Below are 13,633 nucleotides of genomic sequence, written 5' to 3' on the forward strand. Positions count from 1 at the left end.
AGTTGCGATAGGTAAGACTTTGAAGTTATCTCCATCTTTTCCCCCGCTTAGCACTGTACGTGCGACTTTCATCGCATACAGCGCCCCATCTTATCCTTTTATACTAAAGTAACTAGATTACAAGCTTTACGGAGTTTGTTTATTTTCTTCAATTGTTTATCGTTCAATTGAAGAATTCTCATATATGTTCTAATCGTCTCGTCATTTGTAGCGTGAATCAATCTGTGGACAAATTCATGTACAATAATCAGGTTATTAAACTCGTCAGTTCCTCCCATACCTTTCGGTATTTTATGGTGACAGTGCACATCTTCAGCTATTAAGAAGATTCCGATGACAGCGCATTTACCATTTTGCATGGAATACCTGGATATTCTGTTATCTGTATACTCCATGCTTTGTCCTTTATTGGAGGATAGCAACATCTTTTGCATTTCATTGGCAATGTTACCTTTTAGGCTTTTGATGAGTTTTTGTCTTCCTTGCTTAGTGTAATTGCATATGTCTTGACTAAAACTTTGAGGGAATCGTGTTTGTATGTCCGCTAGTGGATATACATGATTGCCCGCTATTTCAAAGGTTCTATAATTGTTCCTATGAGTTCTTTTGTATAATGCATTCACATTGGTAGGAATCTTATATTTCCCTATTGATTTTAGACGATTAAACAAAGTTTTCGAGAGACGAAAGGCTATTTCAGCAAAGTCTATAGTTACATGTGTTGCAATTTTGTAATAATTTTTTATACCAAGTACATAAGAGTTATAGTCCTGTACTGTTTTCCCTGATGGGCTTTTTTGAATTGCTTTAATCCTTGTCTTTGCTTTTTCAAGGATATCCTTTTTCTTTTTCTCGCTTACATGTGTGTTTGCCACATATCTTTCGCGCTTTTTAACAGATTTGATAGAGAACCCCAGAAAATCGGAAGATTTTCTTTTTAGGTTAGTTATAGTCGATTTTTCATTAGATATATTAAGGTTTAATTGATTTTTAAGATAACCTTCTACTGCATGGAATATTTTGATTGCAGATTGATGATTGTTAGTAAATATTTTAAAATCATCTGCGTATCTAACGATATGCATTTTCTTCAATTTTGTTTTTATCAGCAATGGATTTTTGGTTGCTGTTGTGTATGGTCTTCTTGTTTTAATATTCTCCCATTGCCTAGATATCCACCAATCCAAATCGTTTAATACAACATTACTAAGTAATGGGCTTAGGATTCCTCCTTGCGGAGTTCCTTTTGTAGGAATACCTTTTCCTTTGATTGGTGCTTTTAACATTTTAGAGATAATTGTCAGCACCCTTTTATCAGTTATGCCTATGTTGTATAGTTGTTTTAATAACTTGGAATGGTTCACGTTGTCAAAGAAACCTTGTATATCAATGTCTACTACGTGACTAAATCTTCCTCTGTTTATCAGATATTGACACCTAGCCATTGCGTGGTGTGTTGACCTGTTAGGTCTGAATCCATATGAATGCTTGTGGAATTTTGCCTCGCATATTGGTTCTAGAACCTGTTTGAACATTTGTTGAATCAATCTATCTCTCATTGTAGGGATTCCTAATGGGCGTTTCTTCCCATTAGGTTTAGGTATTTCTATCCTACGTACCGTATTTGGTTTGTAATTTGTGAGAGTTTTTCTAATATCGTCAACGAAGGAATTTACATCTTCCATTTTATAATGGTCGATTGTGATACCATCTGTTCCTTCAGTTTTAGAACCACTGTTAGCCTTTATACTTCTATATGCCAATAGAATATTTTCTTTTGATATGATGTATTTATATAGATTTACACCTTTAGTAGCGTTATTTTCACTACGTTGGTATAAATCATCAAACACTTTTTGCATATCGTAATATTCTGCATTTCGTAATGTTGTACTCACCGATGTATTATTTCCCCTTTCTTACGAAAAGTCCCATCATCTTACTCGATCCTGTGAGTTACATCTAGTTAATTTAGTTTTCAAAGAACAAGACTAGGGACTATCCCTCCACATTCGCTACATGCTTCGTCGGTACTTTGTCCCCACCTTCACAAGAATGAAGCAATTTCGGTTCGTTAGAACCTTATATGCATCTGTCCGCTAGTAGGCGTTGGTGACAGTTTCTTGCTTACCACGTTCCGATTGACTTAGCTATACATATATCCTTAGGTGCTTGCTTTAAGCCTGTTATCTTTACACCCTCATCGTTAGATGTTCCGAATTTCGTATCCTTTACTCTTACTTTTCGGTAGATAACGTCATCATTGACGACATACAAATTTCTATTGTATTAATAATTTAGACCCGTACATTCGCAAGTTCGCCAGTCCGTTATTTTAGACATTCTCACCATAGATATTTTGTAGCATCCCGACCTATCCATTACCATATGATTTCTCACTTAGGTTTTGTTCAGCCGACTTCACCTAGCTTCATACAATTTGTGACTACTATCACGCCTTGCATGTAGGAGTATTAGATAAGTAGTTTCAGCTCAACATGACGGCTTTCATTCCTACTTTCAGTCAAACAGTTGTTGTTATCAAATTGATAACCCTCCTACTTCGTGTTTGCACACTTATGAGGAAACGTGTCGCACAAAGGATTATTTTGTTCAGTTACTTTTCATTAACCAGAAAAAATTGCTCCATGTCTCTTACATCCTTCTTATACACTGGCATTACAAATATCTCTTCATTTATTAACAGTTAGAACTCTACAAATCGTTTTTCTTTGTTTCACCCGTAACATGTCATAGATACCATTTTTGGTTCCTTTTTTTCTTCCAATTCCCTCTACCGCCTGAATAAAACTCAATATTCCGTCAATACTGTAGACACATGGTTATCTTTCTCCGATTTCCTTATATGAGCAGTTAGCTATTGCTAGCTGCTTTTTTACTTATCCCATGTAATAACCTTGTTCTTTTACCGTTTCCCATTTATCAACATCAAAAATTTGGTCTACATTACGTTTCCGGCCATAGCAATTGGTAACCAACTTTACCTTTACAAACTTTTTATCAAACTCTTTTGTCCATTCCTCAGTGTACGGTTCCTCACTAATCACTTCTTCAATGTATTGCTCTAATAAATTCATATCCATTCCCCTTTTCTAATAAAATAGCGTTTTTGTTCAAAATAATAGCCTTACCTATTTGGACGCATTTACCAGTATTTTTACCAAAAAATTCATGATACGGTTACATAGTCGAGTATGTCAATACTTGACTATTACCCTTGGTAACCCCGCAGACAAACGGGGTTTCTTTTATTTAAATAACGATTTTGTTAAGTTTTGTCTCACCCATTTTTTATACGTCTTTCCGCTAAACACATTTTTCTAGAAAATCCTATATTATTGAACAGGATTATCGACTCTCAACTTGAAATTTTTTACTTTTGATGATGGAACCACCTATAATGGAAATATACTTTTTTCAAAGGAGGCATCTAATGTATATATCAAAATGGAATTGTTTGATGAACGTTTATTTTTAATGAATACCTTTATAAACGAAAATGGTATAATTGTGGTAACAAATGTAAGGAGCATCTCAAACGTGGCAAATATTTATAGATAAATACGTGTAAGTACAAAAGATCAAAACGAACAACGTCAATTACATAAGATGATGGAACCAGGAGTGGAAGCTAGGCGTATTTTTGTTGACAAAGCAAGTGGACGACACTTTGATCGTCCTCAGTATCAATTATTACGAAAAATATTGAGTACAGGTAATATTGTTTACATAGATGCTTTAGATCGTATGGGACGTAACTATGATGAAGTCATTTCGGAGTGGAAATACATAACAAGGGAATTACAAAGTGAACCTTTCAATCTTAAGCAAACAACAAATAAATATAATAGAAGAAGCTCATTCAAAATGGAAGAGTGGCGAAATTACTGCTGTTATGTTTATGGAAATGTTAGAGCTAAAGAAAAACACGTTTTATAAAATAATGAAGGATTTTGAAGAGAACAAATTACAGCCCAAATAAAATATATGAACCGAATATTCCTTAGAGTAGGAAGTTCGGCTCATTTTATGTCGAATTTTGCTTAACGTATATTTTCGTTACAATGTTGATGGTACACCTATAAGAAAAAACTAACGTTGACGGCAACCCTGATGATCATATATTAAAAACAAAGAAATTCACATTATTTCCTCGCGGAAATAGGTGGAGCTGTAAGAACTACGTCATTATCTTTTAAATGTACGCGAAAAATATATACAGGTTGAGAAAAACCTTTTGTATCAGTGGCGTGCTCTAAATTATACTCTGTAATGACTAATGTCTCACCTTCAAATTCTTCACCTGCTCCGAAAGGCCCCATAGGATAAATGTCTCCTTGTTTCAGTTTTTGAAATGCTTCTTTTGGAGAAATAGTTTCGACGTCTCGCACTTTTTGACCTTTGGAATCGTAAACAGGCATTTTTTTACCTTCCTTACTTAACTCTAGTGATGTTTTTATAGTGACATGAGACATATCTGTTTTTCCATAAGGATCGAATGGCATATTACCAAATTCCTTCATTTGATATGAAATAATTATTCCAAGTGTGACGAAGCTTACTGCAGTTGGTAAGATTAAATATTTGACTATTTGTGTGTGTGATTCTTTTTTTTTCAAAAAAATAAGAACTATATTTAATATACAATACCCTAGCATCATACCTATGGTATTATGAAATAAATCGTCTAATTCCGCACTTCCACGAAGTGTTATAAATTGCAGTGTTTCAATAAATAAAGATGTTGTAATTGAACTGATTAACATCCATTTTGTTTTTAAAAAAACTTCACTAAATAGAGGTAATAAAATCCCTAGCGGAAATAACATACCTATATTAACAATGATATGAAAAAAAGAATTAAATGAAAATTGATTCCATGCTTGTTCATACTGGCTCAGTACATCGAAATCAATTGTTCTTACAAAGATATTCTCAGCTGAACGGCCAAATGTGGTAGCTAATATTACAAGGGAATAATATCCTAATATTAGTATAAGTAATATAATTTGTTTTTTAGTAAGTTTTTTTTCTTGTTCATTAATAAACTTCATTTTACACCTCTTTAAAATAATATATATTTTATCTGCCATGGAAATCCTTTTTTAAATACGAATAATTTAAACTGTAATTCTTAATCGAAAGCTTTAAGCACTAAAATAACTTGATATCGCACCACAGGTTTTTCATGAATGCTTCTGTTATTCATTGTAGTGGTAAGGTTATTTTTCTCATATTGAATTTCCTTTCATTTTACTTACATGTTTGTAATTTTTTCTGAAAATACAGTTTATAAAACTTTTAGTGAAGATTCTAAAAATTAGAAATGTTTTTTCAAAACGGATGGTTATCGTAATGTAAAACAAGAGCAATTAGAATGTCACCTTTATGGGCAACTCATTAGTATTCTATTATGTTCTTCTACTATGTTTAAAATGTGAAAACTCCTGATACGTAAGAAACAGAAAGAACTAATTGATAATGCAAACCCTAATTACAGACAAAGGGAGAAGAATGTTTATTATTCTCCTCCATCTGTCTATTAACAATACTTGATTATAGCTCTGTAACCTTTTTATTCATCTCGTGTTATTCTACGAATAGTTTAAGGTATAAGTACTTTTATTTGATATTTAGTGCTGATTCACTGAAAACATATATTCTTTGTATGTTTTTCGTGTGGATAGAATAAGCCCCATCATTAGCATGTTCGAAAATAAAGAGCTTCCGCCATATGATAAAAATGGAAGTGCAATACCTTTGACAGGCATTAATCCCACAATCATACCGATATTTTGAAAAAATTGTAACATTAGAACGCCTACAATTCCTGCACATAGTAAGGTGCCGAATAAATTATCTGCGGAATTACCAATTATAAGTATTCGGGAAAGCATTAAGAAGAATATACATATTATAAAAGTGGCAACTATAAAACCGCCTTCTTCGGCAATTGTGGCAAAAATGAAATCAGTATGTTTTTCTGGAATATAAACATTTCCAGAACCGAGGCCTTTTCCTTCTATCCCCCCACTACCAACAGCTAAAATTGATTGTTGAGTTTGATATCCCTGATCTGTATGCTGAAATGGATCTAACCAGCCTAAAATTCGCGATTGTTGGTGGGGCTTTAATAAAGTAACTAACTTATTGAAGAAAATATCTGGATATTTTACGTATATAAATATTAAAGCAGACAATACAGTCATCGGAATTCCTGCACATAGTACGATTAACTTTTTTTGGATTCCTGACATAAATATAATACATGCAATGGCTGCTATATATAGGAACACCATTCCCGTATCGGGTTGACTATATACAAGTAACGCAGGTGGAATAGTTATCAAACATATTTTACCAATCAAAAGTAAATCAGTTTGAAATGTCCGTGCCATATACTGTGCATTATGTTTTACGACTAAACTTGCGGCCAGAAGAATTAAGGCAAGCTTAAAAAATTCAGCTGGTTGAATAGCACCAATAATTGGAAATCTAAACCATCTTTTTGCCCCTAATATTTCAGGTGTAAAACTTGACACTGGTAATACCTTTAAAATGATAATTGAGATGAACCCCACAATATAAATCGGCCAAGCTAATTTTTGTAATTGATCTAAATCGATATTGGCAACAATTAATAATAGAACAAAACCTATGGCGTAATTTACCATTTGTTTCATAGCAAAATTTTGGTTGCCATATTGCCCGGTTTGCTGACTACTGTATATTGCAACAATACTGGTGACACATAATATGAATAAAATGAATATTAGTTTCTTATCTAATTTTTTTAAAAAAACTATTTTTCCCACCATTATCCCCCCTAGGCATTGTTGTATTTACTTTTTATAGGAACTATCCTGTTTTTTATGTGTACATTAACATTTATTAATATAATTTTACAATAATAAGGATAGATTGAACATTCTCAAAATTATCCATACTGATTAGACTACTTTAAAAAGGTGTATGATTAGTGTGGATAAGGAAAGTTTATTTAAATGGAGACATTATCAACCTAATATTATCTTGTTGAACGTGAAATGGTACCTACGGTAAAACCTAAATTTTCGTGACTTGGTGGAGTGCTTTTTAAATCCTGCCTACTTTGCATGAGTCACTCCAAACTTATCTGAACCAGACATGTAGTCAGACTATTTTTAGAATACGGGTATCACTATGACCTGATTTAATAGATCTCTCACATGAATCTTAAAGTTCTTACATTAAAAATTTTCTCAATTATATTTTGAATTTTTTCGGAGAAGTTCTTCAATAAGTTTTGCTTTTTCATTTACCTTTGTGGCATATGTGAAATCACCATAACAATATGGATACCTAAAATTATTTTTATTTCCACCACAAGTGTACATCTCTGGATTTTGATCAACTTTCATCTTAGAAAAATTTTTGGCCGAATCTTCCGAGTGTTGTTTAACTTCTTGACTCGCAATAAAATCAATATACCCTGGTCCCATATTATAGCTTTGAATAATTGTATCCATGCTAACATCTTTTTCCGTTCCATATTTGTACATTTGAGCAAAGTGTTTTACCCCTTGTTCAATGCTCAAGCTTGTCTCTTGAATTTCATTTGGCTTTAATCCCAGTGATTCAGAAGACTGCATAGGGTCGTTTCCCTCACCTCTACTCTCTTGGTACATAATTCCTAATAAAACTGCTGTTTTGTCTCCTAAATTATATTTTTCTAATTCTTTTTTCAAGGTAGACTCATATTGCAATACACGTTTTTCGGCAGCAATCGCTTTATTTCTTTGAATATTGGTTTTATGCTTAACATAAAATATTACAGACATGGTTCCTAAACCTAAAATACTAATAAAGAATAATATAATAAATCGTTTTTTAATCGTATGCTTCATACATTACTCCTCCTCCTATAAAAAATCCGTACCTCTTTGGACTCAAAATTATTTTTTTAGGTGTAAAGTTTAATATAGGAATTTAAAGAAAAAACAACCGCCTGAATTGGGGATTTTTCAAGGCGGGTTATTCTTTGAATCGTTTCCTTCTCCCTACAAGTATCACACTTTTTTTTTGAAACTTTTTGTTCTTTGTTTTGCCCAATTGATACATTTCTTTTCAATTAAATGATACGATAATATAGAACAAATTATTGTCGTTGTAATACATAAGATAAGAAGAAAAAGGGTAGGTATCTTTGCATACAAAAGTTTAAAGAGTACCATCGTGATTGGAAAATGACATAAATAGATACTATATGAAATTTCCCCTAAATATACAAATACACCCTTATTTAAAATAGCTTTTACCTTTAGGTTATTCATTGCCATAATGATTATTATACTCACACCAATTACGACACCCCAATCTTTTAATAAGAAAGTAGTATCATTACTAGAAAGCCCATAAATCATAATGGAATATAGATATAGAAAGATCCCTAATACGATAAGAAGTTTTCTGTTTAAGTTTTTCATCCTTTTATATAATTGAGTAAGTTCTTCCTGATGTTTAAAAAGTAGCATTCCAACCATAAACATAGATGTGAAATGCAGTGTATCGGCATAACCATTATAAAACCCCTCAGCTTTCCCAATATGCAACTTATTAAGGAAAATACCGATTAAAGAAAAGCTCATAGCAAACAGTATCGTTTTCTTCCAACTCTGTTTATAAAACAGAAGGAATAACAAGGGAAACACGATAGATATACGCATTTCTTGAGCTAATGACCAGATAACCGGATTATAATTATCCGTAAAAAAGTTATTAAGAAGTACAAAGTGATTCATAATATCTAATTTTGTTATAGGCCCTTGCCACTTATCATAGAACCAGTCTCGTAGTCCCGTAACTTCATATGGTGAAAACAAAATAAATAAAGCAAAGGTAATGATTATCCAAAAATAATAAGGAATATAGATTCTTACAAATCTCTTAATTAAATATCCCCAATAATTTGTTTTTGAATGATAGAGTGCCATAGATAGCACAAAACCACTGAGTACATAAAAAATGATTACAGCTTCCCCACCAGCCCATAAAAACCTAAGAGGGGAAAATTTAATAGAATTGGGCAACGAAGGTAGCATTAAACAAAAGTGCCCAAATACAACTGTAATTGCGGCTAAACCTCGTATTGAGTCTAATTCGTTTATTCTCTTACTCATAAAGTATTCTCCTTGTAAATTGTAGTTTTTGCCTTTTAATAAAGGTCATTTAACCCCTCAATACTACAAAAAAAGTTGTGTATCTTTTAAAGAGATTTTTCATATTCATACATAAATTATAGAAAGAAAAAATAAAATTTATCTAAAGTTTTTTTAAACATTTATCTAAAGTTTTTTAAAATGGTATTCATATTATATTAAAACGCATAAACATATTTATTTTAAATGTTAAAGTCTGTGTTTGTTCACAGCGTTTTTGTTGTAAAGAAAAATATATTGTAAAAACAAAACTGCCTTTGTATTTAAGCGTTTATTTAAGCCCTCAAGGCTGAGTAAGGTACCAGTGGCTGCATGAAGTTTACTACATAATTGTACTAAGGGAGCAATTGCTACTCGTTGACTGATTAAATTCTGTCTGTTTCTCTGCCCATTGAACACCCTTATTTTCAGTCCAACCTGAGGTATTAGTAACATGCTTTAATAGATCTGATCCTTTTAAACTTTTCTGTAATCCACGGTTAAATACACGTGTCATATTAGGTATTGTAATTCGAGTATTGGTTTCTGCATTTTTCAAATCTTCATTCGTTAAATCTCTGGGTGCTAATCCACCTCGATGAATTTGAAGCAGTCCAAGGGATGTGCCCTGATCTCCAACTGCATTTGGATCAAACTTGCTTTCAAGGTGCATATCCAACCATAATTAGTGATTGAGTATGCCCCTTCAATTTTTCGGTTATTTTTTTATGAATATATTTTTGTACATATGCGTTTTATATAGTGATTTCTAATAATAAGGAAGTAAATAATTTGCATACAAATAAGGGTTAGTAATAATTGTTGAAGTTCATTGTACGTTGAAAAGGTGGAGTCTCTTTGAAGACTTAGCCTTTGTTTATATAGAGCGTGAATGGTTTCAATACCTTTTATCGTACTTGAAGCATGACGGAGATTTTGAAACCCTGCAGATTTGCCAAAACGTCTCGTTACATGCCTATAACCTTGTTCAATTAGATTGTTTAAATGCTTGATTGTACAATGGATTGTAGTTTGATAAGATCTCAATCCTAACATCAAACGAACTCTCATTTTAATAAAACGATGAAAATCTTCTTTCCTGTTTTTCTCTCTATTTTTTGGTTGCTTACATTAGAAATGCTCAACTGTATAATGACACATGTTAAACTTACAAATAGACTTGCTAATAACGTTTCATACTGATTATGCCTTTCTTTATGCTGTAATATTTAATAGACAACCTAAACAATAAAGTTGTTCCACATTTACAAAAAAAATAATTAAATATAAGATGAAATAGGCTACATAAGGGAGGGTTATATGTTACATACAAAAAGATGGAGATTTTTTGCGGTTCTTTCTATTGTAGTTTTGATTTTACTAATTTTATTAAAAATCAACTTCATTTCAATTACTATCGCAACTTCTTCAGCTGAAAGAGGAAAGATTTTTGATAAAAATGGTGTAATACTAGCTACAAATAAGAAAGTTAAGTCTCTATATTGCACTTCTAATGATGAAAGGCTATCGAAACAAGATACATCAAACACACTAGCTTTTTTCAATCAATTTTCAAGCGAGTTTCAACATGATATTTCTACAGAGAACATAAAATCTCAATTACAACAATCTTGTAAAAAGCAGACTATGAATGATATACCGTTATACTCTGATATAACTGAGAATGAACTTGCATTCATAAACAAAAACAAACCCAATAATGTAATAATTAAAGATGAATGGATTCGGTATTATCCTAAACACGAAATTGGTTCACAGGTAATTGGGTATGTAGAAAATGACCTTAATTCAAAGCATATGGCTGTTGGAAAAAGCGGGATTGAGCTGCAATATGAAAATGATTTAAAAGGAAAATCAGGCAAAACTCTTATTTTTAAATTGAATAATAAAAAGTTCTTATGGAACATTCAAAACGTACAAAAAGGAAAAGATGTGTGGCTAGCTTTAGACTCTAAGTTGCAGCAAAAGGCAGAAGAAGCATTAAGATCTCAAATAAAGAATACACCTGATGCTAAAGCTGGTTATGTTGTAGTCACCGATGTAAAAACTGGCGCAATTTTAACTATGGCCAACTCGGCAGTATTTAATCCAAATACACATGTATCATCTAAAAATGAAAACTTTAAATCACTTTCGCAAAATAAAGCAATTCGAAAATTAAAGTATGGTGAATCTTATGTAAATATGGCTTCGACTATAAAGCCACTTACTATTTTGATTGGATTAAACGAAAAGCTTTTTCAACCTGAAGATACTTATTTAGATAAAGGTACTTTTCAGTATGATAATCAAAATAACATTACGAATGCACCTGGAACGCCAACAGGTGAGATTACACCGAGACAGGCTATCATTAATTCATCTAACACATTTATGACAGCAAAAGTAGCTCTGCCCTTATTTAACCAAAATAATGGAAATATAGAAAAAGTGGCACATATATGGACAGATTATTTAATGCAATTTGGCCTACGTTCTAAAACCGGGATTGATTTGCCCTTTGAAGAAGACGGACAATATGAATTGCATCCATCTAATAAATTTGAAAATGGGATTTCTGCTTTATTAAATGCCTCTTGGGGAGGAAATGAGGTGCATACTCCTCTTCAACTCGCTCAATATGCAGCAACTTTGGCAAGTAAAGGTGATAAATACAAACCTCAAATTGTAGGTGCTACTATTGGTCAAGACGGTAAGGAAACAAAAAAGTTTAAACCAATTTTAGAAAGTTCAAACCGTTATCCTATGGAATTTTGGCGTGTCGTGCAAGGTGGAATGAGTCAAAATATAGAAGAGATTAAAAATTTACCTTTTCATGTCGCAGGTAAAACGGGTAGTACAGGTTCTCCGAATGAGCAAGAAAGAATGATAAATCATTCTCTTTTCATTTCATATGCTCCTACCGAAGATCCACAAATCGCCATTTCTGTCGTTATTCCTGGTAGTAATTCAGAAAAAAACATCGCTGCTCTCGTTACAGCAGAAGTTTTAGAGTTCTGGCATACACTTCAATAAAAAAATAAAAACAAAGAGGAAGGTTCATTAAAATGAACCTTCCTCTTTTACCATATAGAATCTATATTTATTATTTTCCACATACCTTCATGATTCTTTTCGAAGACAAATGAATATTTAATATCCGTTAAAACATACTCTTTCTGTACATACCCAGTATTACCGTTAAATGTCGATATTTTTATATATCTATCATTCTGCACTTTTTCCGGGATCCAAGCTTTTACCATTTCATTAGATACTTCATATAAAACTTGTGATTCTCGTTTTGGTTCAGCTAAAATTTCCGTTTTGTTTCCAGTAACAGTTGCATATATAAAGTGTTCTTGCTTTGATTGATTACTTTCTGTCATTCCACTTGGCACTTTGTAAACTTTCTTCTTATCATTTACAAATTCTCCCCCCATTGCAAGGGCAACTTGCAACTCATGAAAAATATCTTCATCAAACTTCAATTCATCCTTCTTATAACTCTTCCCTTTAAATAGAACTTCATCATTTAACGCTTTATACAGGTCATTTTCATTTTTTGAATTTGTGCTTTGATATAAATCATTCATAAATTGTTTTAATGATGGGTCTTGAGCAGATTCATCTTTTGTTTTAGGCTTAATTTGAGTACTACTTTCTACCGGTGATTTATTATCATCCGGCCAAGGTTGTTGAACAATAAAAAATAACATTGTACAAACCAACACAACTAAAACAGGCAATACTTTTTTACGAAATGGTCTCTTATTTGTTACAGAATCCACTTCACTATTTTGATATACCGATTGCTTTATTTTATAAATAAATTCTTCTTCATCTTTCCGATGCTCCATTGGGCCTTTTTTCAATTTACTATACCAGTCAGGATTTTGTTTATTGTTCATCACTACTACCCTCCCCTATTAGTTTTGAAACTTTACTTCTTGCTCGGCTTAATCTAGATTTGACTGTTCCAATTGATACTCCTAATGTTTCAGCCATTTCTTCATAAGATAATTCATATTTTGCGTCCAATATAATTATTTCACGGTGCTTTTTAGGTAGTTTTAATACAACCTTCCACACCTCATTCATCTCTTCTTGGTTAAAAAATTCTTGTTCTGCTGACAGGGATTGCTTATCGTCACTAAAAAATCCTATTAAAGATATCCTTTTAAAATAAGAGGATTTCAAATAGTTTATTGCCGTATTTCTTGTGATTTTTAATATCCACGTTTTAATAGATGACTCCTTTCGAAATGAATTCCAATTTTTAAACACCTTTATAAATACATCTTGCGTGATATCATCTGATAAATGTGGATCTTTCGTAATAATAAATGAATAATTCCATACATCTTGCCAATAGTCTTTTATAACATAGTCCAGCTCATCATGATTACACTTTTCAATAAACGTCTGTTCCATTT

10 protein-coding genes and 4 pseudogenes are annotated in these 13,633 nt (G+C 32.3%); 3 read left to right on the forward strand and 11 right to left on the reverse strand.

Annotation, left to right across the window (positions count from 1 at the left end; all coding sequences use genetic code 11):
* Nucleotides 1-98: 98 nt before the first annotated feature.
* The 3 genes from ltrA to ACTJJY_RS31110 form a co-directional block, all read right to left on the reverse strand.
* Entirely contained in the window at nt 99-1,898 is a 1,800-nt protein-coding gene (gene ltrA / locus ACTJJY_RS31100) for a group II intron reverse transcriptase/maturase (RefSeq protein WP_440605206.1), read from the reverse strand.
* A gap of 229 nt (nt 1,899-2,127) precedes the next feature.
* Nucleotides 2,128-2,277, reverse strand: coding sequence for a hypothetical protein (locus ACTJJY_RS31105; protein ID WP_165773209.1), 150 nt, complete (start codon nt 2,275-2,277; stop codon nt 2,128-2,130).
* A gap of 623 nt (nt 2,278-2,900) precedes the next feature.
* Nucleotides 2,901-3,098, reverse strand: coding sequence for a hypothetical protein (locus tag ACTJJY_RS31110; protein ID WP_095691611.1), 198 nt, complete (start codon nt 3,096-3,098; stop codon nt 2,901-2,903).
* A gap of 484 nt (nt 3,099-3,582) precedes the next feature.
* Between ACTJJY_RS31110 and ACTJJY_RS31115 the strand changes: the two are divergent.
* Nucleotides 3,583-4,003, forward strand: a pseudogene (locus ACTJJY_RS31115) (recombinase family protein).
* 163 nt (nt 4,004-4,166) lie between these two features.
* Here ACTJJY_RS31115 and ACTJJY_RS31120 read toward each other — a convergent pair.
* Nucleotides 4,167-5,075, reverse strand: a complete 909-nt coding sequence (locus ACTJJY_RS31120; protein WP_440607382.1) for a VanZ family protein — start codon at nt 5,073-5,075, stop codon at nt 4,167-4,169.
* Between the two features lie 579 nt (nt 5,076-5,654).
* Entirely contained in the window at nt 5,655-6,839 is a 1,185-nt protein-coding gene (locus ACTJJY_RS31125; protein ID WP_284489762.1) for an FtsW/RodA/SpoVE family cell cycle protein, read from the reverse strand.
* A gap of 163 nt (nt 6,840-7,002) precedes the next feature.
* Between ACTJJY_RS31125 and ACTJJY_RS31130 the strand changes: the two are divergent.
* Nucleotides 7,003-7,080 (forward strand): annotated as a pseudogene (locus tag ACTJJY_RS31130) (IS6 family transposase); the annotation flags it as partial.
* A 182-nt stretch (nt 7,081-7,262) separates the two neighbouring features.
* Here ACTJJY_RS31130 and ACTJJY_RS31135 read toward each other — a convergent pair.
* The 4 genes and pseudogenes from ACTJJY_RS31135 to ACTJJY_RS31150 form a co-directional block, all read right to left on the reverse strand.
* On the reverse strand, nt 7,263-7,907 hold the full coding sequence (locus ACTJJY_RS31135) for a lysozyme family protein (protein ID WP_284489763.1): 645 nt from the start codon (nt 7,905-7,907) through the stop codon (nt 7,263-7,265).
* Between the two features lie 162 nt (nt 7,908-8,069).
* The gene (locus tag ACTJJY_RS31140) at nt 8,070-9,179 is read right to left on the reverse strand and encodes an acyltransferase family protein (RefSeq protein WP_284489764.1); all 1,110 of its coding nucleotides are present in this window, start codon (nt 9,177-9,179) and stop codon (nt 8,070-8,072) included.
* A 361-nt stretch (nt 9,180-9,540) separates the two neighbouring features.
* Nucleotides 9,541-9,861, reverse strand: a pseudogene (locus tag ACTJJY_RS31145) (transglycosylase); the annotation flags it as partial.
* A gap of 149 nt (nt 9,862-10,010) precedes the next feature.
* A pseudogene (locus ACTJJY_RS31150) lies at nt 10,011-10,235 on the reverse strand (DDE-type integrase/transposase/recombinase); the annotation flags it as partial.
* A 282-nt stretch (nt 10,236-10,517) separates the two neighbouring features.
* Between ACTJJY_RS31150 and ACTJJY_RS31155 the strand changes: the two are divergent.
* Nucleotides 10,518-12,233, forward strand: a complete 1,716-nt coding sequence (locus tag ACTJJY_RS31155) for a peptidoglycan D,D-transpeptidase FtsI family protein (protein ID WP_440607295.1) — start codon at nt 10,518-10,520, stop codon at nt 12,231-12,233.
* A 47-nt stretch (nt 12,234-12,280) separates the two neighbouring features.
* Here the strand turns inward: ACTJJY_RS31155 and ACTJJY_RS31160 are convergent, their stop codons facing one another.
* Together ACTJJY_RS31160 and ACTJJY_RS31165 are read right to left on the reverse strand one after the other, a co-directional pair.
* Entirely contained in the window at nt 12,281-13,108 is an 828-nt protein-coding gene (locus tag ACTJJY_RS31160; RefSeq protein ID WP_440607294.1) for an SH3 domain-containing protein, read from the reverse strand.
* Nucleotides 13,098-13,631 carry an RNA polymerase sigma factor gene (locus ACTJJY_RS31165; RefSeq protein ID WP_000438330.1) on the reverse strand — a complete coding sequence of 178 codons (534 nt, stop codon included), beginning with the start codon at nt 13,629-13,631 and terminating at the stop codon, nt 13,098-13,100. Before ACTJJY_RS31165 ends, ACTJJY_RS31160 begins: the two co-directional genes overlap by 11 nt.
* Nucleotides 13,632-13,633 lie beyond the last annotated feature (2 nt).

Source organism: Bacillus sp. 22475 (assembly GCF_052044835.1).
GTDB classification, from domain to species: domain Bacteria; phylum Bacillota; class Bacilli; order Bacillales; family Bacillaceae_G; genus Bacillus_A; species Bacillus_A cereus.